We start from the raw sequence: 24,049 nt of genomic DNA, 5'->3' as shown, positions 1-24,049 counted from the left end.
TAAGCTATGACAGGTGTGGAGAACGAGTGCAGAACGGGTGAAGTCAGGTAACGCTATCTTTAGTCATCTCGGAAAGGTAGCTGCATTCCAACACCTTGGATATGTGGCGCTATAACAAGGTTTTTGAGGGATTTTAGAGGAGAACTTCTCGGTATGAGGAGTCATGGGGTATCCGTCAATTAGTACCTGACAGTCGGGTCATCTGTGGTGAGTAGTGGAATTACCCTAGAGCCAAGAGTGACTGCAGCAGCGTGTATACCGCCGTTCCGCCGAACACACTGAGGGTGAAATTGCGCCGACATATGTGCAAGCCAAGCGTGACCGCTCCGGCAATCCCGGCAATCGTCAGCCCAGATATCGTGAGGGGCGTCGCTTTGAAGGTATAGACCGCCAAAATTGTCATGATTCCCAAAGGCATCCGGTCGCCCAAATAAGCGAGAAAAGCACTTTGCTCCAACGGGCGCAAGAGCGCAAAAGGAATCGCGCGAAGGGCCCAAGTGATCAGCCCACAGATGATGACGGCGAGTGCGATATAGCTGTTACTGGCCATGTTGAGCACGCCATCTATCGAGGACATATGCGCCGGTTAGGCTTGCGACAAATAAGCCAATTGCGGTGAGTAAATAGCTGTCGGGAGTAAATATGGCACCGATGAGTGCACAACCGATCGCCACAAGTGGAATTGGTACGGATGGGCGTTGGGCGTAGGCGTCAACAGCGAGGACAATAAACAAAGCTGAAACTGCAAATTGCAAACCCACAACCCATGTTGGAATAAACCCGCCCACGAGGGCGCCGGCTGCAACTGCACCAACCCAAACGATGTACAGAAAGACCTGAATCGTAATAATACGTGTCTGGCTCCAGCCTTCTCGATGGGCAGGCATCATCAAGGCGTATGCTTCATCAGTCAGCGTAAATGTGCTGTACATCTTTAGGTGTTTCCGGTGAATCCGTTTCAATGGGAATGTGAGGGCATAGAAGACATGACGGAAATTAACAAGTAGCGCGGTTAACGCAATTTGGCTTAATGGGACGGCTGCGGTCACCATACCCACAAGCAAAAACTCCAACGAGCCGGCGTACACGAAGGCTGCGAATATCGGTGCCCACCACCACAGCAAACCAGCCTGGACCACGAGTACCCCCAACGCAAGTCCGAGTGGGATGAGGGCGATACATGCAGGCATTGCGATCTTCCAAGCGGCACATACCTCTTGGCGGATGAAATCAGTGGGAGTATCTGACGACGATGGGCTTGCCATGGGCATAGATTAGCGGCCAAAAACTGTAACCAAAAGTTACTTTTATGAAGCTGGTTTAATACCTATAAAACCGTGTAAAAACAGGCTTTTTTGGGCATAAGAAAGGGTGACTGACGGGAGTCGAACCCGCGACCTCCGCGACCACAACGCGGCGCTCTAACCAACTGAGCTACAGTCACCATATCCGTTCGATGAACGGAGTCATCAGGATAGCGGCACGATTCGTTCGTGGCACCATATTTATAAAACTCGCCTCGGTAGCTCAGGTGGACAGAGCAGTCGGCTTCTATCCGATAGGTCGGGGGTTCGAATCCTCCTCGAGGCGCCTAATCGGCCTTGGGTGTGCTCCCATCACACCCAAGGCCGATTTGTTCACAGGCAACATAACCGCGGCGTGGTGTGGGTATGAGATTGCGTATAAAGCGAATCTGAGGCAGGGCGAAGTCCGAGCCAATTGTCTACTGCCTAGGCTTCAATAGCCAGGAGCGCTTGTTTAATTGCAAGTCCATACCTAAATCCACCTGGCGTACCATCAGCCTTGACCACACGATGACATGGCACAAACAGCGCAGATGGGTTCGTTGCACAAGCACTAGCTGCGGCACGGAAGGCCATCGGACTGCCCGCCATTTCAGCCACCTCAGTGTATGAGGCAGTTTCTCCTGGTGGAATCTCGCGGATCGCCGCCCAAACGCGTTCAGTGAATGGCCCACCGACCTGATGGACACGGACCTGATCAATCACGCTCGGATCGCCATTGAAATAGGCTGCAACGACATCTTCTAACCCAAGCGGGTCCTCAGTGTGCTCATAGAGGTGTACTGGACGGATGCTGGGGTGGATAAGCCGCAACTGGGCGGCCACAGTGGTGTCCCATCCAGCTGCCAGTACCGCATCTGTGGTGTGAATGATCGAAAGCTCACCACATGGTGTAACGAGTTGCAATCGAGCTGCAGAATGAAGAGGGGTTGATGACACCACAGCACCTTGAAGCGATGCGAACAGCAAACGTCGGGACGGCCGGATTTGAACCGGCGACCCCCTGCTCCCAAAGCAGGTGCGCTACCAAACTGCGCCACGTCCCGAATTGGCTCGGTTGCCCAAGCGTCTCAACACTTTAGCACCGCTCCCCACGCTTGCAGAGAAGTTTTTTGCTGGCCGCTTCCCGCATTCATTTAGCATGATAATGATAACCAAAGTTAATAGGAAATTACTTGTATCGAATTGACGTTGGCGTTTTAATAAAAATATCAGATTGTTCTATTGCAATCTCATACATTAATTCATAATTATAGGGAGTCTCATTATGCGACACTTGGTATGTTCTACCTTGGCAATTATTGGTTTATCGTTATCGGTTACCCCAGTGAGTGCTGCACCAATCAATGCAGGGCGGTTATCCGGAGAAACTCGCTTTGAAACAGCCGTCGAAGTTTCCAAACAGATGGTGCCACAGCAGCATCAACTCAATATGTTGTATCTGACCAGGTCAGATGATGCAGCTGATGCCATTACGGTCGGGCCGCTTGCAAAACTTAGTGGTCCAGCACCCGTCCTCATTACGCCGAAAGATATGCTGCACCCGGCCACTCAGGCTGAGATGACGCGGGCACTCAAGCCCGGAGGAACGGTTACGATCGTTGGTGGCGCGAAAGTAGTTAGTGAAAAAGTTGCTAAGCAGATACGTAACTTAGGATATAAAGTTCAGCGTCTTGCTGGAAAAAATCGTGCCGATACTGCAGCCATGATTGCTGACAAAGTAAACACTATTAAACCTGTTCAAGAAGTGTTTGTCGGCAATATGAATAACTGGTATGAGCCGCTATTTTTATCACCGATAGCCGCTCACCGCGATGGTGTCGTGCTCTTAAGTGATGCCGACCGCAACGCACCTGAGACAACGGCATGGTTAGCGAAGCATAAGAATACGAAGCGCGTAGCTGGATTCGTTAACGTAACTCGTAATCCGGCCTTAACAGATGCGTGGACAAAGACCACGCTTGAGGCTGCCGTTGTTGAACGGGCGTTTACAGAGTTCAACAAGCCCGCCCATGTGGGTATTGTCACCAACGACGAGTTCCCCGATGCCTTAACTGCAGCTGCCTATATGGCGAAAATGGATGGTCCGGTGCTGTTCGTTGATCACGATGCCTCAACGAAACCACTCCACAGTGGGATAGACACGGCGCTCCAAACACACAAACCGGGCGCGGTCCATATCTTTGGTGGCACTAAAGCGATACCAGTCCAAGTGGAACACGCGATCACTGATCCCAATTGGAAACCCTCAATGGAGGTTGCTGCAGGTAACGGGTGTGATGCACCACGTAGCCAGTATCTTCCCGACGGTACCTGGTATGGCTGGATTGTTGGGGGAGAAGGCCCGTCACGGCCAATCTCAACGAAGCCAAATACTCAGCTTGGCTCCGTTGAACTCCATTACGTCTGCTATGACGACGTAACCCGTCGTTGGCAACCAGCCCAACGGTGGACAAATCGGTACTTTGAAATCTTTGATAAGAAGGTTGCTGAAGCAATGATTGACGAGAAAGCCGGTGAAAAGCTCGGTGCCTTCACAATCAAGAACAACCGTGTGATCAAGTATGAAGTGGTGCCAACGACGCAGACAATGGATAACAAGAATGTTGATTCATGTTTGACCGATGGCTGTGAGTACTGGAAGCCATAATCTTACGTACCGCCGCATCGAAGCGGATTGAGGGTATCGCTCAAATAAAACATAATCGGCGTGCTGGTAGACCCAGCACGCCGATTATGTTTTACCGCTGTAGAGCGGCAGAGAGAGCGGGCGACCGGAATCGAACCGGCATCATCAGCTTGGAAGGCTGAGGTCTTAGCCATTGGACAACGCCCGCGAATAACGCTGTGCCAGTATGCCAGCAAATAGCGTGGCTACCACACTCAGATATGACATTGATTCATTAGCACCGATGACAGCCACGGTACGCTCCTTAATTATGGAACCCATTGATCTGCCGCCAGCTGGGCCAGCCTTGGCACCTGACCACATCACGTGCGTCGAGTGCTTAGGACGGTGTTACCGGTTGCGACCAGCACCTCCAGAAGGTGACGAACCTGGTGATTGGGTGGCCTATCGTTGTCCGGATTGTGCTGATCGTTTCGACCTTCAAATTCCTGAGCACGATACTGAGGCGTAGTCTTCGGTGAGGGTTTCCCCTAGCCGCTAACATCGTTGGTCCAGGGCACGCTTGTGCACCTTTATTTTAGTTCCAGAACCTGCAGAAAAGGTCAAACCAAGTGGTCACCTCTACCGTCAAAGAAGTCAGTCAAACCCGCCGTGAGCTCACCGTCAATGTGCCTGCCGATGCTATAGCTGAAGCCATTGAAACGGCCCTTGTGGTGCTTAGCCAGCAGGTGCGTGTGCCTGGTTTCCGCCCAGGGAAGGTGCCTACGAAGCTCGTACGCAGTCGTGTTGGCGAACAGGCCGTTAACGATGAGGCCTTACGTCAAGGCATTAACGGTTGGATTGGTTCCGCGCTCGAAGAACACGACTTAAACCCTGTGGCGCAGCCCAGCGTCGATGTTAAATCCTTCGATTCAGCTGAAGGCGCCGAGTTGGAAGTCGTTTTTGATGTCCTTCCTGTCATTGAACTACCCAACCTTGAAGGACTCGAACTCGACGGGCCTGAGTGGGAACTGAACGACGAAGAAGTTGACCAGGCGTTAGAACAGCTACGTGAACGCTTTGCTGAGCTTGAAACTGTTGACCGTGGCGTGCAGGCTAATGACTTGGTTACCTTAACAATTGAAGGTAAATACGAAGGTGAAGTTGTCCCTGAGGCAAGCGCAAACGACCTTGTTTTCCAGGTTCCCGAAGAAGCCAGTGACAGTGTCATGGACACGGCCATCCTCGGTGTCAAAGCGGGTGAATCATTCGACTTCACTGACACCCTCGGTCCAGAATTTGGTGAACGGCTTGCGGGTAAGGAGTTGCAGTTCCATTGTGACGTTACCGAGGTGAAGCAGCGCAACCTACCCGATCTCGATGACGATTTTGCCCTCACCGCAAGCGAATTTGACACCATCGCAGAACTACGTGAGGACTTAAAGGACGACTTGGCAAAGAATAAGATCGCGATGGCACATGCCAACCGTCGTGCCTACGTCGTTGCCACGTTGACCGAAGATCTCGAATATGAAGTACCGGAAAGCTTGATTGACCATGAGGTTCGTCATCAGCTCAATATCTTGGCATCTCAGGCTGAACGTTCCGGCCTAGACTTCAACCAGTTTGTTGCCATGGCCGCTGGCGGTGATGTTGAATCATTGATGGACCGTGTTCGTGAAGAAGCCACAGCTACGGTGCGTGCCCAGCTCTTTGTTGATGCGATTGCCCGTGAGCAGGACCTCAGCATTGAAAATGAGGACTTAACGGCTGAAGTTGTGGCCCAAGCCCGTCGCCTGAACCGTGACCCTGAAGAGATCGCCAAGGTGATGTTTGCCCAAGAAAATGTGGGTGCACTCGTTACCGATGCTTTGCGGCGCAAGGCTATTGATTTCTTAATGGACGCCGTCACCATCACCAACGAACCACCGGCAATCGAATCTGAAGAGCCAGCAGATGAGACGCCCGTAGCGGTTGATGGCGCACCGGAAGGTGGCGAGTCTGAACCAGCCAAAGAAGACCCCACACCAGACAACGAAGGCGATAACGCCTAATTGGATACCAGTCTTTTTGAAGGAGTGCCCATGAGCTATCTGGTCCCTACTGTTATTGAACAAACGAACCGTGGTGAGCGTTCATTTGATATTTTTAGCCGCTTACTGAAAGACCGGATCATCTTTTTGGGCACACCCATCAATGATGAAATTGCCAATGTCGTGATGGCCCAGTTGTTGCACTTAGAAGGGGAAGACCCAGATAAGGACATCAACTTATACATCAACAGTCCTGGCGGTAGCGTGACAAGTGCGCTTGGCATTTTTGACACGATGAACTTCATTAAACCTAAGGTCAGCACGATTTGCATGGGTCAAGCAGCCAGTGCAGCCGCGGTGCTTCTTGCAGCTGGTGAGCCAGGTAAACGCTTTATTTTGCCCCATGCTCGCGTCCTTATTCACCAACCCAGCGGTGGGGCACAGGGGCAAAGCTCAGATATTGAAATCGCAGCTCGTGAAGTTGAACGTATCCGTGACGCCCTCGACACCATTCTCGCTAACGCAACCGGCAAAACAAAGGCTGAAATTAATGCGGACACCGAGCGTGACTACATTTTGAACGCCCAAGAGGCGGTGGCCTATGGGTTGGTGGATGAGATCATTCAAAACCGTCGAGCCCAAGGCGGCCCTGGTCAGGCAACGCCGATGCCTGACAGCGGGCCTCGAGACATTGGCGGCGGCGACCTACCTGCCGGTGGCGCTGCACGATAATCAGTTTGGTGATGGAGAACGCCCGATAACATTACGGGCGTTTTTCATGTCCACTAGCCGGGGTGCCTCCAGTTTTGTGTTGTCACCCTTAGCTATAATCTCTATTCCCTGAGTTACGACGTTGAAAGGTCAACATGCCGAAATTTGGTGAGGGTGCCGACCTGTTGAAGTGCTCGTTTTGTGGGCACTCTCAAAAACAGGTTCGCAAACTGATCGCAGGTGGCAGCGCCTATATCTGTGATGAGTGCATTGACCTGTGCAACCAAATCATGAAAGAAGAAGCTCCGAAACCAGTTGCGGTGGCTTCTGAAAGCGATCTTCCCAAGCCAAAGGAAATCACAGAGTTCCTTGATCGCTGGGTTGTTGGCCAGGACGATGCCAAAAAAACACTCAGTGTGGCTGTCTATAACCATTACAAGCGCCTGCGTAACAACACAGATACTGACGTGGAAATGAGCAAGTCGAATATCTTGCTCCTAGGTCCCACAGGTAGCGGGAAAACGCTGTTGGCCCAAACCCTTGCTCGGTTGTTGGATGTGCCCTTTGCGATTGCTGATGCCACAACCCTCACGGAAGCCGGATATGTCGGCGAGGATGTCGAAAATATCGTGCTACGGCTCCTCCAAGCCGCAGACCATGATGTTGAACGTGCCCAACACGGCATTATCTATATCGACGAAATTGACAAGGTCGCCCGCAAGAGTGAAAACCCTTCCATTACCCGTGATGTGAGCGGGGAAGGTGTGCAGCAGGCCCTCCTAAAAATCCTTGAAGGCACGGTGTGCTCCGTACCGCCCCAAGGGGGACGTAAACACCCACATCAGGACTTCGTGAACATCGACACCACCAATATCTTGTTTATCTGTGCCGGGGCGTTCTCTGGACTAGATGAAGTTGTACGTGCGCGATTGGGCACGAACGTGGTTGGCTTTAGTGGTAGCCAGCATGACCAACGACAAGACCTCTCAATTGATGACATTCACCGTGCCGTCTTGCCAGAGGACTTGGTGAAGTATGGCATGATTCCCGAATTCATCGGGCGTCTCCCGGTCATGACAACGGTCGACGAGTTGGATAAAGCCACCCTTATCCAGATTTTGACAGAACCGAAGAATGCTTTGGTCAAGCAGTACCAAAAGAGCTTTGGTATGGATGGCGTGACCCTTGACATCTCGGCTGACGGGTTAGACGCCATTGCTGAATTGGCTATGTTGCGTGGTACGGGCGCCCGTGGGTTACGCGCCATCTTGGAAGAAATCTTGTTGAACACGATGTATGAAGTCCCAAGTCGTGATGACGTGGATACGGTTGTGGTGAATGCCGAAGTTGTGCACAAACGCACCAATCCCACCCTCGTACCCCGCGATAGTTCAACGGCCAGTCGTCGGCGTATCGCCTAGGGTACAACTGGGTCTGCACCCTGTTGAAAAGGCAGGGATAAGCCAAGTCGATCAGTGCGCTGAGCAATAGAATCGACTGCCTTATGACCTTGGCACGCCCCTATGAACCCGACACGTTAGAAACCCCGCTCTATTCCTGGTGGGAGACCAGTAAGTTCTTCCATGCAGAACCTGATGACGAAGGCGAACCATTCGCCATCGTGATTCCACCACCCAATGTGACTGGGGTCTTACATGTTGGGCACGCCTTGGACATGACCTTCCAAGATGTGTTTACCCGTCGTGCGCGGATGCAAGGCAAAAATGCAGTGTGGTTCCCAGGTACCGACCATGCCGGTATTGCGACTCAAGTCAAAGTGGAGCAACAATTGGCCGAAGAAGGGCTGTCTCGCCGCGACCTTGGCCGCGAACAGTTTTTGGAGCGGGTATGGGCTTGGCGCGAACAGAGCGGCGGCGAGATTTTACGCCAGCTTCGTCGTTTAGGCGCCTCATGTGACTGGGATCGAGAAGCATTCACCCTTGACGAGCAACGTAACCGTGCCGTCCGTAAGGTCTTTTGTGACTACTACGACCGTGGCCTTATTTATCGTGGCTTACGGCTCATTAACTGGGATCCGGTTTCACAAAGTGCCATCAGTGATATTGAAGTTGAACACAAAACTGTTCAAGGCACGCTGACCTATTTCACCTTCCGCCCAGCCGACGAGGACGGCACTCCGATTGTGGTGGCGACCACTCGACCAGAAACGTTACTGGGTGATACAGGTGTCGCCGTCAACCCCAAGGATGAGCGCTATAGCCACATGATTGGTAAAGAAGTGCTCACACCCTTTACAAACCGGCGGATTCCAGTAGTTGCCGATGACCATGTGGACCGTGAATTTGGAACCGGAGCGGTAAAAGTCACGCCTGCCCACGACCCGAACGACTGGCAAATCGGTGAACGCCACCACCTTGAGGTACTCAATGTGATGAACCCTGACGCCACGATCAATGAGCAAGGTGGCGTATATGCAGGTATGGATCGGTTTGAGGCGCGCAAACAAATTGTGAAAGACCTTGAACGTGACGGCCTGCTGGTCAAAGTTGAACCTCATGAACACCAAGTAGGTCACTCCGACCGGACAAAGGTGCCCATCGAACCGCGCCTGAGTGAACAGTGGTTTGTTGATACGAGTGAAATGGCCAAACGTGCCCTTGAGGCGAGTGAACGCCATGATGTGGTGTTTGTGCCTGAACGTGGTCACGCACAGATGCGCGAATGGCTTGGTAATACCCACGACTGGTGCATTTCTCGTCAGCTGTGGTGGGGGCACCAGATTCCCGCATGGTATGACCGTGAGGGTAATGTGCATGTGCATGAAGAAGACCCAAGCCCCGACGAGATTGAACGTCTCGGCTTGACCCGTGATCCTGATGTGTTGGATACGTGGTTTTCATCGGGACTGTGGCCATTTGTCATTATGGGCTGGCCAGAACACACCCCTGAATTAGCAACGTGGTACCCCACATCGGTTCTTGTCACCGGCTATGACATCAATACCTTCTGGGTGAGCCGAATGCTCATGATGGCCCTGACTACGACGAACCAACTACCCTTTTCCACCGTAGTTAACCACGGTCTGGTCCGCGATAAGTTCGGGGCCAAGATGAGCAAGAGCTTGGGCAATGTGATGGACCCGATTGAGCTGATTGATAAGCATGGGGCTGACGCATTGCGGTTTGCGCTGTTGCGTTCGGCCACACCAGGTTCAGATGTTCCTATTGCCGAAGAGTGGGTAGAAGGTGGCCGCCGGTTTGCGAATAAGTTGTGGAATGTGGCGCGTATGGTGACCCAAACGGCGAATGGGATACACCCTGACCAGGCCGCAACGACCGTACAAGCTGGATTAACCACCCTTGAAGACCGCTGGATTATCAGTCGGCTGCACGACACGATTGCCTCGGTAAACACCAGTTTAGATGGGTGGGATATCAGCCCTGCCGTTCGCCGGCTCTATCACTTCATATGGGATGAGTTTGCAGACTGGTACCTTGAATTAGCCAAGGGTCGCACAGACGAACAGGTAAAGGCGGTCCTCGTCCATGTACTTGATGTCACCATGCGTGCCCTTCACCCGATGATGCCATTCGTTACCGAAGTGATTTGGCGCAGTCTCCGTGGGCTGGATGCACTTGGGGAGGCAGATACCACCACGATTATGCGAGCCGCATGGCCAACGCACGCTGGGAAGGCTGATGCTGACGCCGAAGCAACCTTTAAATCTATTCAAGGTGGGGTAACCGAACTGCGTCGGTTACGGGCCAATTACAACCTTTCACCACGCACTCAGGTGAAGGCCCACGTCCAAGTTCCTGCGGAGATGCAGACACAATTAGAGGCTGCCGCAGACGGGATTTGCCGCCTGGCCGGTATCGAAACGCTGACGATAAGCACAGATGTGCACAACCTTGATGGGGTATGTGCAGATGTCCCCGTTGGACAGGTTGTCTACACGGTCAGCTTGGACGGTCTGGTTGATACTAAAGCTGAACAAGAACGGCTCGCTAAGGAACTGACCGAGGCCAAGGCCGAGTTGAAACGCGCCGAAGGGAAATTGGCTAATGAACGATTCGTTGCCAACGCCCCCAAGGAGCTCGTAGATGCCGAACGTGCCAAGGTAGAGCAATGGACTGCTGCAATTGCAACCTTGACCGCTCAGTTGGAGAACTAACCCTATGAAGCCTGCCGATCAAATCGGATCGTATGTCACTGCGCTTACGCTTACGGGACTACCCTATGCCACCGGAAAGTTGATGGGCAAAGCCCCCCAGCCGGTCCTTCGTCAATTCGAGATTTGGGGTAGGGCAGGTAAAAGCGGTCTCCCGCGGGTTGTACGCACGTACTGGAAAGCAATTGCACCGCTGGGGATCAATCGGCCGAGTTTGCCAGGTGTGCCCATCCTTGAGCTGATCTTATATGGGCAAATGAGTGACGTTGATGTAGCCCGTGACGCGCACCAGGCCGTCACACTTGGGGCAAAACGGGCGATGCATGTGTCGGGTAAACCAGCCCCCATAGACCCGGTTGTTGATCAGATGGTCCTAGAAATGGGCACGGCGATTAAACAGTTCTGGCGTCTCTATGCGCACACCTGTGGGAAAGCTCGTGAACAGGTCGTGAATGGCGACTTAGGAAGCGCCGTGATTTGTGTTCGCCGTAATGAGGCGCAGATTCTCGAGCTCATCGACGAAATCGAGACCAAAGCCCGTGCCATCGTTGGGTTGGTGGGCCGTACTTCAACCGCAGCCGTTGATCAGGTGCTGCCACAACTCCTCACCCCCGATGAGTATGTGCAGCCAGATTTAGAACACCTTGTCATTAGCCAAGTACCGGTCGATCATGCGACGCCTGCCGTGGGTGTCTCCTCACTAGACGCGCAGGCACAGCCACCAGGGTTCATTGAATCTCAAGTGCATGGCTTTCCAGTTGCACCCCGCCCTGAACAAACCGCTATTCAAACCTCCTTTGAACAACACGATGAGGTTGATGAAGCTGCCGCTCGGTTTGCGACGGGACGCATGGAACCCATCACCACACCCGAAGAGGCTCCCGAAGTAGGTCTACCTCCGTCCGTGGCTGAACCTGCCGAACCGCCTGCACCATACCCTGCGCTGGTAGATGAGCCTGTTGAACTCGACGATGATGGCAAAGAATCCGGTGCGTGGCTTGGGGTTATCTTTGTGTTGCTCTCCGTGGCACTCGCATGTGCCGTGGTCTGGTACTTCATGTTTGGGTCGCCGTTTTAATTGTTCCTCGTACCCGAAATGATTGTCCTGTGATTGGATCTGGTGTGTCCCAATTTGATGACTTAGCTATTCCGATGACCTACCAAGATGCGGTCGCCCAGCTCTATGCCCGTATTCCTGAGGTGATTAAACCGGGGTTAGAACGTATCCAAGCCCTGACTAATGCGATGGGGAACCCGGAGACCAACGCCCCTATCGTGCACGTGGTCGGTACAAATGGGAAAACTTCAACCACATTGATGGCCGCCACATTGCTACAGGCGTTTAACTTGACGGTGGGCTCCTATACCAGTCCCCATCTCCAGGTTGTTAACGAACGAATCCGGGTTAATGGGGAACCCATCAGTGATAACGATTTATTACGCATCACCCAACTTCTTACCCCTTTTCTCGCGGTAGCCGATGGAAGTGGCCATGGCACGGTGAGCTATTTTGAGGCACTTACCGGTCTGGCGTTTGCCTATTTTGCAGACGTACCCGTTAATGTTGCGGTCCTTGAAGCCGGCATGGGAGGCAAATGGGATGCCACTAACGTCGGGCATAACGATGTGGTGATCATCACCCCCATCGCAATGGACCATCCTGAACTTGGTGACACCTTGGTTGCTAAAGCGAAGGAAAAGGCCGCGGTCATTGATCCTGAATCAACCGTCATTTGTGCTCCTCAACACCCCGACGTTATGGCGATTATTCGTGAACGCTGTGATGCGGTGAGCGCAACCTTAAAGGTATACGGTGAAGATTTTGAATTAGCCGGACGCGAACTTGCCGTAGGCGGCCAAATGATCGACATCAGGGGCGTAGGTGGAGAAACCACCGAGATTTTCTTGCCACTCCTTGGCCACCATCAAGCGATCAATGCCACATTGGCCTACGCCGCAGTTGAAGCACTCTTTGATTTTGAGGCTGAACTCAACGCTGAACTTGTCCGTGAAGGTTTCGTGCATGCCAAGAGCCCTGGGCGTTTAGAGCGAATTTACCGTGATGGTGAACCCCTTGTACTGCTTGACGGCGCCCATAATCCCGCAGGCATGGAAACCCTCGCGCAAACCCTTAAGCAAGATTTTTCCTTTGAACGAACAGTTTTGTTAATCGGCATGGTCGCTGACAAAGATATTGAGACGTCAGCAGCGATAATCGCTGATTTAGCAGATGTGATTGTGGTCACGACACCACCTTCAAGTCGTGCTGGAGACCCGGCACGCTTATGTGATGTGCTCAAGGCTCGAGGTAAGGACGTCCACTGTTTGAATGACGTCGAAGCTGCCTTTGACGCCGCGACTAATCTGACCCGATCTGACCATAGTGATGCGATTGTGGTCACCGGCAGCTTGTACCTTGTGGGCGCCATTCGTGACCTGCTCGCCGAACCGCCAGCGTAAGAGGGTAAAGACTCGACCAATGGTTCACCCGGCCGTTAGGACACGAAAGAAGGTTTCCGCCATTGTTGGTGTATCCGGGTAGAATCTTGGGCTGTCCTATTCCCATTGAATGCAGAGAGCACCAGTGTCCGCAGCTTCCCCAGCACAACTGAGCAATATGCCGATCTTTGGCCGTGATATCGCGGTCGATTTGGGTACGGCAAATACGTTGGTGTACGTGCGCGGCCGTGGCATTGTTCTAAATGAACCAAGCGTCGTCGCCATCAACAGCCGTAACGGAGAGATTCTTGCCGTCGGCGCAGAAGCCAAGCGCATGATTGGGCGTACCCCCAGTCACATCGTCGCCATCCGCCCCCTAAAAGATGGGGTCATCGCTGACTTTGATGTGACCGAAAAAATGCTCAACTACTTCATCAGAAAAGTACACAAGCGCACCTATTTAACCTGGCTCAACAAACCGCGTGTTGTGGTTTGTGTTCCCAGCGGTATCACCGGTGTGGAGCAACGTGCCGTTGAAGAAGCGAGTATCCAAGCTGGTGCCCGTGCCGCCTACATCGTTGAAGAACCAATGGCGGCAGCCATTGGTGCGGGTCTGCCGGTGCATGAACCAGCAGGAAATATGGTTGTTGACATCGGTGGTGGTACCACTGAGGTTGCAGTCGTCAGCTTGGGTGGCATCGTGACAAGTGCCAGCATCCGCATCGGTGGTGACGAGTTAGATGAGAGCATCATCAACTACGTCAAGAAGGAATACAGCCTGATGCTGGGTGAACGTACCGCCGAGGAAATCAAAATTGCTATCGGCTCAGCCTTCCCTATGCCTGTTGAGAGTCACGCAGAGATCCGTGGCCGTGACCTGGTCAGCGGCCTCCCTAAAACAATCATTATCAGTGCTGAAGAAATCCGGCGTGCCATTGAAGAACCCGTGAACTCCATTGTGGCTGCCGTGAAGAACACCCTGGATCGAACCCCTCCAGAACTTGCCGCAGACATCATGGATAAGGGCATCGTGCTTACCGGAGGAGGCGCCCTGCTCCAAGGTCTCGACGAACGGTTAAAGCACGAAACGGGGATGCCTATCCATGTCGCTGACAACCCCCTCGACTGCGTTGCGATAGGTTCAGGCAAAACATTGGAAGAGTTTGAGGCACTTAAGCGTGTGTTGGTGTCTTCACACCGTCGATAAGGGCGCCCGATGAACCGCCGCCGGACCATTGCTGCGGTGCTGATTGCCGTTTGTTTGGTCTTTATCAGCCTCGATTTTCGTGACCAGGGAGGACCCCTTGGGGCTTTCCAACGCCAGTTCAGTGGGTTTTTTGAACCAGCGTTACGCCTCACCAGCACGGTCACGGCACCTATCGGTGGGTTCTTTTCTAATATCACCGATATCGGGCGACTCCGGCAACGGATCGAAGATTTAGAGGCCGATAACGCCCAATTGCGCGACCAGACAGCAAATGTGTCTGACCTCCGCGCCCAAAACGATGAATTGCGCGGCCTGTTAAATATGGCGGCACGTCAAAACCTGAGTCTTGTCGGCGCTCGAGTGATTGCCCACCGTCCCGGTGACACTGATCGTCAAGTGATGATCGACCGAGGATTTAATGCTGGCATCGGTATCGGCATGGCCGTGATGGATACTGACGGTGTTGTCGGTGTGGTTGACACGGTAGGTTCTGACTACGCAACGGTTGATCTCATCAGTTCAGACCAAACCAACCTGGTGGTTCGAATCGCTGAAAACCGTGTACGCGGCACCCTGGTAGGACAAGGTGCCGATTTACTAGCCATGACCGTGATCGACTCAAATGCCGCCGTACCAGCCAACGCCGAAGTGGTAACGCAGGTGTACACCGGATCAGCGATTCCCGATGGGTTACCCGTGGGACGATTAGAGTCGAATGAATCAACCACTGCCTCCAACGTTGAAGAAGTGCGCTTTGTTCGACCATTTTCGAATGTGGGTCAAATAAGCCAAGTGGCGGTTGTTATTGCTGGCAACACCCCAACCACCGACCTAGCTGGGCTAGAAGTACTTGACCCAAATGCAGTACCCGTTCCAGACTTTGAGGCGAAAGCATCAGAAACACCAGCGGTTAAACGGCCAGAACAGGTTGTCCCCACCTTACAAGAAGCTCGCCGGTCAGGCCCGGATGAACCTGATGACGTTGATGTGACAACGGACGATGAGCGGGGGGAGTAGTGGGCCGCTACATCGTGATGGGGGTGACTATCGCCCTCGCCTTGATTTTGAAAACATCCATCTTTCCTCATCTGGCCATTGGGGGTGTCCGGCCTGATCTCGTTGCCCTTGTTATCGTGGCATTCGCACTTAGCGAAGGTCCCGATACTGGAATGCGGCTGGGATTTGTCGCTGGCTTGGTGCAAGATTTACTCGGGGGACCGGCCACCGTGGTGGGTACCGGAGCCCTCTTTGGGCTGATTATTGGGTGGGCTGCAGGTGCCTCCCGCCCGTTTATCGCAGCCAACGTGGAGTTTGGCTCCCTCGCAGTAGCCCTCCTCGGCGCAATGGGATTAACGGGTGGTCAGGTATTAATCGCGGGATTGCTCGGGGCAAACAATATTTCGTTAGGGGCCTTGTTATTACTTACTCTTGGGACAGGACTCTATAGCGTGGTGTTGTCACCGCTCGTGCTGTGGGCGGCGAAAACCGCATTAAGTCCATTCCCGAAAGCTACGATAGGTCAGCTATGAATCGGTTACCTCGTCTGAGTCAACCGTCAAAACCTATTCCCTCTGCCGACCCCACGACGGTCAAGGACGCTGCCGTACGCCGACTTCGGATTCTCGGTGGACTTGTTGTTGCGACATTTTCGTTGCTGATTGGGCGATTGTGGATTTTGCAGGTTGTGCAGTCACCGGATCTGGAAAAAGCAGCGACAAACCAATCAACACGCCAACTGGTCACCACGGCAGCCCGTGGGTCCATTCTCGATGTGCACGGTCAACCGATTGTTGATTCTCGCTTCACGCAAACGGTTAGTGTGAACGTCGATGAGATGGGCAAAGAAAACCGTGAGAAGGTCATCACCGGTCTCGCACAGGCATTGCAGATGACGCCGCAAGAAGTCGCCGAGCGCATGGATAATGAGACGATTGCGTCTAATGAGAATCGGCCAATCGCCAGTGATGTTCCAGACGATGTGGTCTTTTGGATTCATGCAAACCGGACCCATCGTTTTCCTGGTGTGCACGCAGAACGCCAATTACAGCGTGACTATCCCCAAGGCACGTTGGCTGCGCACGTGGTGGGCTACACGGGTGAGATCAGTGGTGATCAGCTGAAACAAGAAGAATATGCGGGCTACAAGTCAGGGAACTTGATTGGCTTGGCCGGGGTCGAACGAACCTGGGAGTCAACGTTGCGCGGCCTCGACGGTATCCGCCAGGTCAAGGTGAATGTTCGCGGAGATATTCTCGAAGACCTTGGTGTTATCCGCCAGCCACAGCGTGGGGCGAATGTTCGCCTCACGATTGACAGCACGATTCAACGGGTCACTGAAAAAGCATTAGCTGATGGTATTGCTCGGGCGAGGCGAACCCCGGATACTGAACGCGGTGAAGGCCGTGGCGGTACCTTTGCGGCAACAAGTGGTGCAGTTGTCGTCCTTGATCCGGCAACGGGTGCTGTTGAAGCGATGACGAGTTGGCCGACCTTCGATCCGGCTGCATTTGTGGGTGGGATTAGTCAATCTGACTGGGAATTACTCCAAGACCCGGAAATGAACCAACCCATGCTTAACCGGGCAATCCAAACCGCGGTGCCACCAGGGTCGGTCTATAAACCCATTACGGTTGCGACTGCCCTTGAGCAGGGGTTCGCCAAGCAGGACACCTACATTCCTTGCCCTGCAGCATGGGAATGGAATAAGAACGTGTATCGCAATCACGCGAAAACAGATTCAGGAAGCCTTAATCTCGCGGAAACCCTTGAGCAATCATGTGACACGGTCTTATATGAGATGGCTCGCAATATGTATAACAATGAGGCCAATACCGCCCAAGGCCAGGCTTACCATGAGTTCACTCTTAAAACCCCGCCAGAGGGAACAACGGGCGACCAGGTGCCCTATCCGGAGGAATATCTCGCCGACATGTCTCGGGCATTTGGGTTGGAATCCATGAGCGGTATTGACTTGCCCGGTGAGAAAGCTGGCAATGTACCTGGCCGCAAATGGCGGATGGAGTACTGGCTTAAATCGAAGAAGAGCTATTGTGAACAAGCTGATGCAGCGGAACCCGGAACGTATAGCCGAACCCTCTTTTCTGATTTGTGTAACCACGGGTATCGCTGGCGTGGTGGTGACTTGGTCAATATGAGTATTGGGCAAGGTGACTTGCAAGTAACCCCACTGGCGGTAGCTGACATGTTTGCGGGTATCGCTAATCGTGGAACGATTATGACTCCCCATGTGGTTGCTCAAGTCGATCTTGTTGATGGCACCACGAAAGCCATCACGCCCACCCAGAAATATCAACTTCCCGTGAGCCAGGAGCACCTTGACTACATCGAACGCGGGCTTGTGCTCGTGACTGAAGGTGCGAAAGGAACTGCGGTTAAAGCCTTTGAAGGGGTGCGAACCCAGATTGCAGGTAAAACAGGTACGGCAGAAAATAAGCCTAAACAGCCGTATGCCTGGTTTGCGGGGTACAACACTCAACTTATTAATGGGAAACAGCATGTTGTCGTGGCCATGATTGAGGAAGGTGGCGGTGGTTCTGCTGTTGCCGCCCCAATTGTGCGAGATATTTTCAAAGCCCTGGAAGGACAGCAGCCATGAGTGGACTCCTCACGGGTCGTGGCCTTCAAGCAGATATCCGTCTCGGTCAAGTGGTTGCGCGTGTGGACTGGTGGCTCATAGGGGCAGCACTTGCCCTGAGTGTGCTCGGCCTCTTCATGATTGGTGCCGCTACCGCACCCACACCTGACCAAGTTGACGTGGATGCCCTCCGTTTGATTAAACGCCAAGGTATCGCCCTCGTCCTTGGGCTGAGCTTGGGGACGGTGCTTGCACTCATTGACTACCGGACCTATCGAGCCTGGGCGCCTCCGGCCTTTGTTGCCACACTTGTCCTGTTATTGGCGGTGCTTCTGGCTGGGAGCACTATCAACGGTGCGAAGGCGTGGATCTCGCTTGGACCGATCCAAATCCAGCCAGCCGAATTTGCTAAAATCACGCTGATTGCCATGCTGGCAAGCCATTTTCATGAATACCGAGAGGAGGGGCTTGGCCTTCAAGCGCTGGTTGAAGCTTTGGCCATCGCCATTATCCCGATGCTCCTTATTCTGGCCCAGCCGGACCTGGGAACATTCTTGGTCTTTGTCGCCATTGTCGCCGGTATTTTGTTGGTGGCGCGGGTGCGTTGGCAATACATGGGTGCCCTCACCGCGATGGGTGTCTCAGCTATCTGGTTGGTATTCAGCCTCAATATCATCAAGAAATATCAGATAGCGCGTTTAACTGCCTTTCTTGACCCCGAACATGCCCCAGCGGACGCCATCTATAACGTGAAACAAGCCCAAATTGCGGTTGGCAATGGCGGGATGTTTGGGAAAACCCTCACCCATGCCACTCAAACATCAAGCGGGTTTGTACCTGAAAACCACACTGACTTTATTTTCTCGGTTGTCGGTGAACAGCTCGGGTTCTTTGGGGCCTTAGTAATGCTGATTCTCTATGGCATCGTGTTTTGGCGTTGCTTCACCATCGCAGCCAATAGCCGTGACACCCTGGGGCTATTGCTGTGCACCGGGGTGATCTGTGTCTTCCTCTTCCATATGCTCATTGCCGTCGGTATGACTATCGGCGTCATGCCCGTCACCGGCCTCCCCTTACTTTTTGTTTCCTATGGCGGTACGGCCATGATGATGGCGTGGATGCTCATCGGAATAGTGGAGAGCGTGCGAATCCATCGCGTCGTCTAAGCCCCATCACCATTGCCTTGTGAACCCTCGATGAGACTGTTTGGGGTTTACAACGGATGGTGGGTTAGCCGAAGTTTAAATCCCCAACCCGGAGGGTGGGATCAAATTGCCGCAATGCACGAATCGGGTGGAAAATCCGGTCACTGGCCCCATGAATCGCATTACGTAACGCCCGTGCTTGTACAAATGCTGGACCCACAACCCACTGCAGTGTTGACCGATCAATCGTGCGTGTCAACACCCCGTCAGCCACATGCTTAACCGCATCCGTAACCGGGCGTAAGGTAGCCATTAATGGGAACTCTCCAGCTAGGAGCGCCGCCCGCTCAACCAACCCTATTTCTTCCCCCTGGCGAATTGAGGCAGGCACAAAGCCGACCAAATCAACACCGGCATACGCCATTAAGATTCGGCGGAGATCGCGAGTCGGTAAGGCAAGACGGGTGACGTCTTGTGTATCGGTCGCATGGGTGAGTACAAGCACGCTATAGGCCCCCGGATAGTACATCCGAGCCCCAGTTATTTGAGTAATAATGCTGGTACGTGAGCTAAATAGCGATTGAGGTTTAGGGTTGGGGTAATGCACGAGATGGGCCAATCCAGTTTTAACAATTCCGGTCGTAGCATAGTCGCTATTGTGCTCGCCGGTGGGTCAGGGACCCGATTTTCCGACGAAGTAAATAAGGTATATGTTCCGCTTGCGGACCGAACGGTTATTGAACATTCTTTAGACACTTTAGATGCAAACCCTTCGGTTCAGGCCATTCAAGTCGTTGTGCGTGAACAAGATGTTGGCCTTTGGGAAGAGGTCAGTGCGCGCCGGGCATGGCATAAGTTAATCGGTCATGTGGTTGGCGGTGGCACCCGTCACGATAGTGAATGGGCTGGTCTTCAAGCTATTGCCCCGCATTTTGCTGCTGAAACGGTTGTCCTTATGCACGATGCTGCTCGGCCATTTTTAACCCATGAACTTATTAGTGGACTGGTTCAAGCCACGCAGCCTGGTCAGGGGGGTGTGCCTGCCCATAGCCTACGGGCTGATGTTCTGGCTGATGATCCGTCGTTAACGACTGGCAACCTTGTCACTGTACAAACCCCGCAAGCGTTTATTTTGGGGGACTTGCTTGATGCCTATAGCCGGGCCTTGGACTCACAATTTCATGCGGTGGACACATCGCAAACGATAGAGGAGTTCTCTGATGTGCGAGTCATGATGATTCCTTCTGACCCACGCAATATCAAAATCACGAGGAAAGCTGATCTTGACACAGCCCAAGACCTGCTATTGGAGTTCGCTAACGGACAGTGGCTCGTTGACCACCCCTAACAAACCTGACCACAGATTAGGGTAAAAGGGGTCTGAAGGTTTCGTTTCTGTCTGCCAGCTTCGTATCATGGCCCCTGACCGCCTATGACCTTCCCATTGGTCAATGACAGGAGAGCAAATGAGTCGGATAGATAATCCCGCGAGCACGAAGGGTGCTGAGCAGGCCTTAGAAACGATGTGGACGATACGGTCGTTTGAATCGGGTTTAGAAGAACTGTTCCAACGCGGGATGCTTCACGGCACGATGCACCTCTCAATTGGTCAAGAAGCATCAGCAACGGGTGCCTGTGGTGCCCTTGAACCGGGCGATCAAATAACGAGTACCCATCGTGGCCACGGACACTGTCTTGGCCACGGAGCCAGCCCAGAACGCATGATGGCGGAATTGCTTGGTAAAGAAACGGGATATTGTGCTGGTCGAGGCGGCTCGATGCACATTGCTGATGTGGCGAATGGAAACTTGGGAGCGAATGGTATCGTTGCTGGTTCGTTGACTATTGCGGCAGGGGCTGCATTTGCATTACGCCAACAACATCGTGAGAACGTGGTGTTGTGTTTCTTTGGGGATGGGGCAACGAATGAAGGGTCCTTTCACGAGAGTTTAAACTTCGCAAGTTTGCATAAACTCCCCGTTATCTACCTGTGTGAAAACAACCTCTATGGGATGTCAACGTCAATAGACCGCTCCACTGCCGGTGGTAGCGTGGCGAGTCGGGCCGAGGCATACCGCATGGACGGGCAGGTCATTGATGGGAATGATTTGCTTGCTGTCTGGGAGGCGGTCCGGGCAGCGCGTCAACGCGCCATTGATGGGCTTGGCCCGACCCTCATTGAAGCCCAAACCTATCGGTATCGGGGCCATTCCAAAAGTGACCGGAATCTCTATCGCACCCGTGATGAAATCAATGATTGGCGCGACAACCGTGACCCCATTGAACGATTTAGTGTGCAGGCGATTAATGCTGGCTGGTTGAATGAACATGAGTGTGAGGAGATTCAAAAGCGGGCCGAGGTAACCATTCGTGACGCGATCCGTATCGCCCACAACGCGCCGGATACACCAGTTTCAGGTTTAGACGGGGCAACGTACGCCAAGGACATTCGTCATGGCTGACCGTCAGACTGATTCACCGTTACCCACTCAGCTATCGGGAGCCGCAATGCCAGTTACGATGACATACGCCAAAGCCTTAGCCGCTGCTATCCGTGTGGCCATGCAAGAGGACCCACGGGTATTTATGGCAGGAGAAGATATCGGGGTCTATGGCGGGGCATTTGGCATGAGCGATGGTCTGCTCGCTGAGTTCGGTCCTGAACGCATCATCGACACACCGATCTCTGAAGATCTCGGCGTTGGGCTTGGGGTAGGAGCCGCGATCATGGGCCAGCGGCCAGTCATTGAAATTCAGTTCAGCGATTTCATCTTGAATGCGATGGACCCCCTCATCAACCAAGCCGCTAAATTGCACTTCATGTACGGGGGCAACGTGACCGTTCCACTCATTGTGCGCGGTCCGGCTGGGGGAGGCACCGGCGCAGCAGCCCAGCACAGCCAAAGCCTTGAGGCACTGGTTGCCCACATTCCTGGCCTTAAAGTCGTCATGCCAGCTACCGGCCAAGACGTGCATGACCTCTTTCTCACGGCTCTAGCTGACCCAGATCCGGTCGTGTTTTTTGAACACAAATTGTTATACAAAACCGAACATCAGGTTCAGGTGCGTTCTGCGATTGGCGATAGTCCGGCCAAACTCGGTGAGGCGGCTATTCGGCGTGACGGTACCGATGTCACCGTAATTGCCTATTCGATTATGGTGCCTCGTGCCCTTGAAGCGGCTGAACGGGTTGCCGAGTCGGGGATTAGCGTACAAGTTGTTGATCTGCGCACATTACGACCGTTGGATACCCAGACCATCATTGAGTCTGTGAGTAGTACCGGTCGCCTCGTGACAGTTCAAGAAGCCCCACTCCCGGTTAGCGTAGGTTCGGAGGTGGCGGCAGTTGTGGCATCCTCACGTGCCCTCGACCATCTCCTTGCTCCCATTATTCGTGTTGGTGGGCGCGACAATCCCATGCCCTACGCAAAAGCACTCGAACACGCAACCATCCCACAAGTCGATGACATTGTGGCTGGTATTCGCCAAGCGCTAAAGGACTAACCATGGCTGCTCTCGTTATTCGCCTTCCGGCCATTACAACTGAAATGGACACCGGCAGACTATTGCGGTGGATTGTCAGTGTGGGTGATGAGGTCACTGAAGGTGACCCCATTTGTGAGTTCACGACCGACAAAGTTGATACCGAGCTTGAAAGTCCCTACACGGGTACGGTCATGCAACTGCTCATTCCTGAAGGCGGTGCGGCCCAAGTCGGTGATGGGATTGCCATTGTTGAAGGGAATGCGCCTGATTTGCTTGGTGATCTTGACCCGGTGCCCAGTACGAGCACACCGCTTCATTCAGATGAACAGCCAGACGAGGTATCACCAGCCGTATCAACGTCCACCTCAACCGAGGATCAGAACCCAGTCGCCGCCCCACGGGCTGTTCGTCTTGAAGCTGAACGGCGTGGAATTGATTTGGCTACCATCACCCCAACGGGTAGCCGAGGTCAAATCACAATGGCCGATCTTGATGCGGTAGCAGACCAACCAACCGACGAAGCCACCCATCACCCGACCACATTGGGTGCCCCTGATACCCAAGCCTCCCAACCACCATCGGCCGTAACCCAGCGCCCAAGTGAGCGGCGACACCCATCTGGTCAGCGAAGTGGTGGGCGGCGGCGTCATCGTCGTGAACAGAGTGAACCATCACCGATTACGGTCCCCGTCCAACCGCCAGAGCCCATCGTTCAATCCCTACCGATGCCGATACCAGTTGAACCACCCTGCACCCTTTTTACCCACATTGATGTGACTGACGTGATGGATGAGGACACGGATGGACTTGCCCTCTTGGCGCGGGTGGCCTGGGCGTATGGGCAGGCGTTATGGTTGCAACCTGATGCCAACGCTATCTGGGATAGCCACTCCCAATTGGCTGAGCGGGTTGACACGGTGGTGATTGATGTTGGCATGGAAACGGCTGAGGCCACGATGGAGACAGCTCCAATCGCCGTTCCTATTGATGCCACCCGTACCGATGTGATGACTGCCGTAACCCAAGGGTACGACCGCATTCGTGCAGGGAACAGCCCTGATGGTATCGCCGTACAACGGTCAGCTTCGCTTGTTGATCTTGGGCTTTGGGGTATCGAACGCTTTACACCCACCCTTCAACCTCCACAGGCCACTGCCCTAGGGATGGGGGCTGTTCAAACGGTTCCGAGCTTGGTCGGTCGAACGGTCACCATTCGTCAACTACTGACCCTCGCCCTCACGGTTGACACACGGGTATTGGACCCCGTTCAAGCTGCAACGTTGTTAGCCACTATTGGTGAACAGATACGCGGATTTGACGAAGCCTAACCGGAGCACCATGAGCTAGTACGTACCCTGATGGCGTACCAGCTCATGGTGTGCTGCTCTC

Annotated in this window: 21 protein-coding genes and 4 tRNA genes; 18 read left to right on the top strand and 7 right to left on the bottom strand. The window is 53.4% G+C overall.

What is annotated here, in order from left to right:
• Positions 1 to 220: 220 nt before the first annotated feature.
• The 3 genes from VCU37_RS00270 to VCU37_RS00260 form a co-directional block, all read right to left on the bottom strand.
• Positions 221 to 550, bottom strand: a complete 330-nt coding sequence (locus VCU37_RS00270; RefSeq protein ID WP_336248630.1) for a branched-chain amino acid transporter permease — start codon at positions 548 to 550, stop codon at positions 221 to 223.
• Positions 540 to 1,265 carry an AzlC family ABC transporter permease gene (locus tag VCU37_RS00265; RefSeq protein ID WP_336248629.1) on the bottom strand — a complete coding sequence of 242 codons (726 nt, stop codon included), beginning with the start codon at positions 1,263 to 1,265 and terminating at the stop codon, positions 540 to 542. Before VCU37_RS00265 ends, VCU37_RS00270 begins: the two co-directional genes overlap by 11 nt.
• Positions 1,266 to 1,370: 105 nt before the next feature.
• Positions 1,371 to 1,444 (bottom strand) — tRNA-His (locus tag VCU37_RS00260).
• A 72-nt stretch (positions 1,445 to 1,516) separates the two neighbouring features.
• Between VCU37_RS00260 and VCU37_RS00255 the strand changes: the two genes are divergently transcribed.
• Positions 1,517 to 1,590: transfer RNA gene (locus tag VCU37_RS00255), tRNA-Arg, on the top strand.
• Between the two features lie 140 nt (positions 1,591 to 1,730).
• Here VCU37_RS00255 and VCU37_RS00250 read toward each other — a convergent pair.
• Entirely contained in the window at positions 1,731 to 2,243 is a 513-nt protein-coding gene (locus tag VCU37_RS00250) for a methylated-DNA--[protein]-cysteine S-methyltransferase (RefSeq protein WP_336248628.1), read from the bottom strand.
• 33 nt (positions 2,244 to 2,276) lie between these two features.
• Positions 2,277 to 2,350: transfer RNA gene (locus VCU37_RS00245), tRNA-Pro, on the bottom strand.
• 221 nt (positions 2,351 to 2,571) lie between these two features.
• On the opposite strand from VCU37_RS00245, the gene VCU37_RS00240 reads away from it, so the two are divergent.
• Positions 2,572 to 3,954 carry a cell wall-binding repeat-containing protein gene (locus tag VCU37_RS00240; RefSeq protein WP_336248627.1) on the top strand — a complete coding sequence of 461 codons (1,383 nt, stop codon included), beginning with the start codon at positions 2,572 to 2,574 and terminating at the stop codon, positions 3,952 to 3,954.
• Between the two features lie 115 nt (positions 3,955 to 4,069).
• On the opposite strand, the gene VCU37_RS00235 is transcribed toward VCU37_RS00240, so the two are convergent.
• Positions 4,070 to 4,141 (bottom strand) — tRNA-Gly (locus VCU37_RS00235).
• Between the two features lie 102 nt (positions 4,142 to 4,243).
• Here VCU37_RS00235 and VCU37_RS00230 point away from each other — a divergent pair.
• The 12 genes from VCU37_RS00230 (at position 4,244) to rodA (ending at position 19,195) form a co-directional block, all read left to right on the top strand.
• Positions 4,244 to 4,444: a hypothetical protein gene (locus VCU37_RS00230; protein WP_336248626.1), complete on the top strand. Its 201-nt coding sequence runs from the start codon at positions 4,244 to 4,246 to the stop codon at positions 4,442 to 4,444.
• Positions 4,445 to 4,544: 100 nt separating this feature from the next.
• Positions 4,545 to 5,966 (top strand): trigger factor, encoded by a 1,422-nt coding sequence (gene tig / locus VCU37_RS00225; protein WP_336248625.1) that lies wholly within the window; start codon positions 4,545 to 4,547, stop codon positions 5,964 to 5,966.
• A gap of 30 nt (positions 5,967 to 5,996) precedes the next feature.
• The gene (locus VCU37_RS00220) at positions 5,997 to 6,677 is read left to right on the top strand and encodes an ATP-dependent Clp protease proteolytic subunit (protein ID WP_336248624.1); all 681 of its coding nucleotides are present in this window, start codon (positions 5,997 to 5,999) and stop codon (positions 6,675 to 6,677) included.
• A 134-nt stretch (positions 6,678 to 6,811) separates the two neighbouring features.
• Entirely contained in the window at positions 6,812 to 8,077 is a 1,266-nt protein-coding gene (gene clpX, locus VCU37_RS00215; protein ID WP_336248623.1) for an ATP-dependent Clp protease ATP-binding subunit ClpX, read from the top strand.
• 83 nt (positions 8,078 to 8,160) lie between these two features.
• Positions 8,161 to 10,791, top strand: a complete 2,631-nt coding sequence (locus tag VCU37_RS00210) for a valine--tRNA ligase (RefSeq protein WP_336248622.1) — start codon at positions 8,161 to 8,163, stop codon at positions 10,789 to 10,791.
• 4 nt (positions 10,792 to 10,795) lie between these two features.
• Positions 10,796 to 11,866 (top strand): hypothetical protein, encoded by a 1,071-nt coding sequence (locus VCU37_RS00205; RefSeq protein WP_336248621.1) that lies wholly within the window; start codon positions 10,796 to 10,798, stop codon positions 11,864 to 11,866.
• 44 nt (positions 11,867 to 11,910) lie between these two features.
• A complete protein-coding gene (locus VCU37_RS00200; protein WP_336248620.1) occupies positions 11,911 to 13,248 on the top strand; it encodes a bifunctional folylpolyglutamate synthase/dihydrofolate synthase in 1,338 nt (445 codons plus the stop codon).
• Positions 13,249 to 13,357: 109 nt separating this feature from the next.
• Complete coding sequence (locus VCU37_RS00195) at positions 13,358 to 14,434, top strand: rod shape-determining protein (RefSeq protein WP_418896446.1); 1,077 nt, start codon at positions 13,358 to 13,360, stop codon at positions 14,432 to 14,434.
• A 9-nt stretch (positions 14,435 to 14,443) separates the two neighbouring features.
• On the top strand, positions 14,444 to 15,451 hold the full coding sequence (gene mreC, locus VCU37_RS00190; RefSeq protein WP_336248619.1) for a rod shape-determining protein MreC: 1,008 nt from the start codon (positions 14,444 to 14,446) through the stop codon (positions 15,449 to 15,451).
• The gene (gene mreD / locus VCU37_RS00185; RefSeq protein ID WP_336248618.1) at positions 15,451 to 15,963 is read left to right on the top strand and encodes a rod shape-determining protein MreD; all 513 of its coding nucleotides are present in this window, start codon (positions 15,451 to 15,453) and stop codon (positions 15,961 to 15,963) included. Before mreC ends, mreD begins: the two co-directional genes overlap by 1 nt.
• Entirely contained in the window at positions 15,960 to 18,050 is a 2,091-nt protein-coding gene (gene mrdA / locus VCU37_RS00180; RefSeq protein WP_336248617.1) for a penicillin-binding protein 2, read from the top strand. The genes mreD and mrdA overlap by 4 nt, the downstream gene beginning before the upstream one ends.
• A complete protein-coding gene (rodA, locus tag VCU37_RS00175; protein ID WP_336248616.1) occupies positions 18,047 to 19,195 on the top strand; it encodes a rod shape-determining protein RodA in 1,149 nt (382 codons plus the stop codon). The genes mrdA and rodA overlap by 4 nt, the downstream gene beginning before the upstream one ends.
• A gap of 64 nt (positions 19,196 to 19,259) precedes the next feature.
• Here the strand turns inward: rodA and VCU37_RS00170 are convergent, their stop codons facing one another.
• Positions 19,260 to 19,703: a hypothetical protein gene (locus VCU37_RS00170; protein ID WP_336248615.1), complete on the bottom strand. Its 444-nt coding sequence runs from the start codon at positions 19,701 to 19,703 to the stop codon at positions 19,260 to 19,262.
• A 72-nt stretch (positions 19,704 to 19,775) separates the two neighbouring features.
• On the opposite strand from VCU37_RS00170, the gene VCU37_RS00165 reads away from it, so the two are divergent.
• The 4 genes from VCU37_RS00165 to VCU37_RS00150 all read left to right on the top strand — a co-directional run bounded on the left by VCU37_RS00165 (position 19,776) and on the right by VCU37_RS00150 (position 23,988).
• Positions 19,776 to 20,522 (top strand): IspD/TarI family cytidylyltransferase, encoded by a 747-nt coding sequence (locus tag VCU37_RS00165; protein ID WP_336248614.1) that lies wholly within the window; start codon positions 19,776 to 19,778, stop codon positions 20,520 to 20,522.
• 118 nt (positions 20,523 to 20,640) lie between these two features.
• Positions 20,641 to 21,636, top strand: coding sequence for a thiamine pyrophosphate-dependent dehydrogenase E1 component subunit alpha (locus VCU37_RS00160; RefSeq protein WP_336248613.1), 996 nt, complete (start codon positions 20,641 to 20,643; stop codon positions 21,634 to 21,636).
• 46 nt (positions 21,637 to 21,682) lie between these two features.
• Positions 21,683 to 22,678 carry an alpha-ketoacid dehydrogenase subunit beta gene (locus tag VCU37_RS00155; RefSeq protein WP_336249527.1) on the top strand — a complete coding sequence of 332 codons (996 nt, stop codon included), beginning with the start codon at positions 21,683 to 21,685 and terminating at the stop codon, positions 22,676 to 22,678.
• Between the two features lie 2 nt (positions 22,679 to 22,680).
• Positions 22,681 to 23,988 (top strand): biotin/lipoyl-containing protein, encoded by a 1,308-nt coding sequence (locus VCU37_RS00150; protein WP_336248612.1) that lies wholly within the window; start codon positions 22,681 to 22,683, stop codon positions 23,986 to 23,988.
• Positions 23,989 to 24,049 lie beyond the last annotated feature (61 nt).

It is taken from the genome of Stomatohabitans albus, assembly GCF_036336025.1.
Taxonomy (GTDB): Bacteria; Actinomycetota; Nitriliruptoria; order Euzebyales; family Euzebyaceae; genus Stomatohabitans; species Stomatohabitans albus.
The sequence above is the reverse complement of the archived record's forward strand: the minus strand, read 5'-3'. Positions and strand labels throughout refer to the sequence as shown.

Bases quoted from the DNA above. Each gene is read 5' to 3' on its own strand.
- VCU37_RS00150 (WP_336248612.1), top strand. From the start codon at position 22,681: ATGGCTGCTCTCGTTATTCGCCTTCCGGCCATTACAACTGAAATGGAC.
- VCU37_RS00205 (WP_336248621.1), top strand. From the start codon at position 10,796: ATGAAGCCTGCCGATCAAATCGGATCGTATGTCACTGCGCTTACGCTT.
- mrdA (WP_336248617.1), top strand. From the start codon at position 15,960: ATGAATCGGTTACCTCGTCTGAGTCAACCGTCAAAACCTATTCCCTCT.
- VCU37_RS00160 (WP_336248613.1), top strand. From the start codon at position 20,641: ATGAGTCGGATAGATAATCCCGCGAGCACGAAGGGTGCTGAGCAGGCC.
- mreC (WP_336248619.1), top strand. From the start codon at position 14,444: ATGAACCGCCGCCGGACCATTGCTGCGGTGCTGATTGCCGTTTGTTTG.
- VCU37_RS00240 (WP_336248627.1), top strand. From the start codon at position 2,572: ATGCGACACTTGGTATGTTCTACCTTGGCAATTATTGGTTTATCGTTA.
- VCU37_RS00270 (WP_336248630.1), bottom strand. From the start codon at position 550: ATGGCCAGTAACAGCTATATCGCACTCGCCGTCATCATCTGTGGGCTG.
- VCU37_RS00155 (WP_336249527.1), top strand. From the start codon at position 21,683: ATGCCAGTTACGATGACATACGCCAAAGCCTTAGCCGCTGCTATCCGT.
- VCU37_RS00230 (WP_336248626.1), top strand. From the start codon at position 4,244: ATGGAACCCATTGATCTGCCGCCAGCTGGGCCAGCCTTGGCACCTGAC.
- VCU37_RS00165 (WP_336248614.1), top strand. From the start codon at position 19,776: ATGCACGAGATGGGCCAATCCAGTTTTAACAATTCCGGTCGTAGCATA.
- VCU37_RS00195 (WP_418896446.1), top strand. From the start codon at position 13,358: ATGCAGAGAGCACCAGTGTCCGCAGCTTCCCCAGCACAACTGAGCAAT.
- VCU37_RS00265 (WP_336248629.1), bottom strand. From the start codon at position 1,265: ATGGCAAGCCCATCGTCGTCAGATACTCCCACTGATTTCATCCGCCAA.
- VCU37_RS00220 (WP_336248624.1), top strand. From the start codon at position 5,997: ATGAGCTATCTGGTCCCTACTGTTATTGAACAAACGAACCGTGGTGAG.
- rodA (WP_336248616.1), top strand. From the start codon at position 18,047: ATGAGTGGACTCCTCACGGGTCGTGGCCTTCAAGCAGATATCCGTCTC.
- clpX (WP_336248623.1), top strand. From the start codon at position 6,812: ATGCCGAAATTTGGTGAGGGTGCCGACCTGTTGAAGTGCTCGTTTTGT.
- VCU37_RS00170 (WP_336248615.1), bottom strand. From the start codon at position 19,703: ATGTACTATCCGGGGGCCTATAGCGTGCTTGTACTCACCCATGCGACC.
- VCU37_RS00210 (WP_336248622.1), top strand. From the start codon at position 8,161: ATGACCTTGGCACGCCCCTATGAACCCGACACGTTAGAAACCCCGCTC.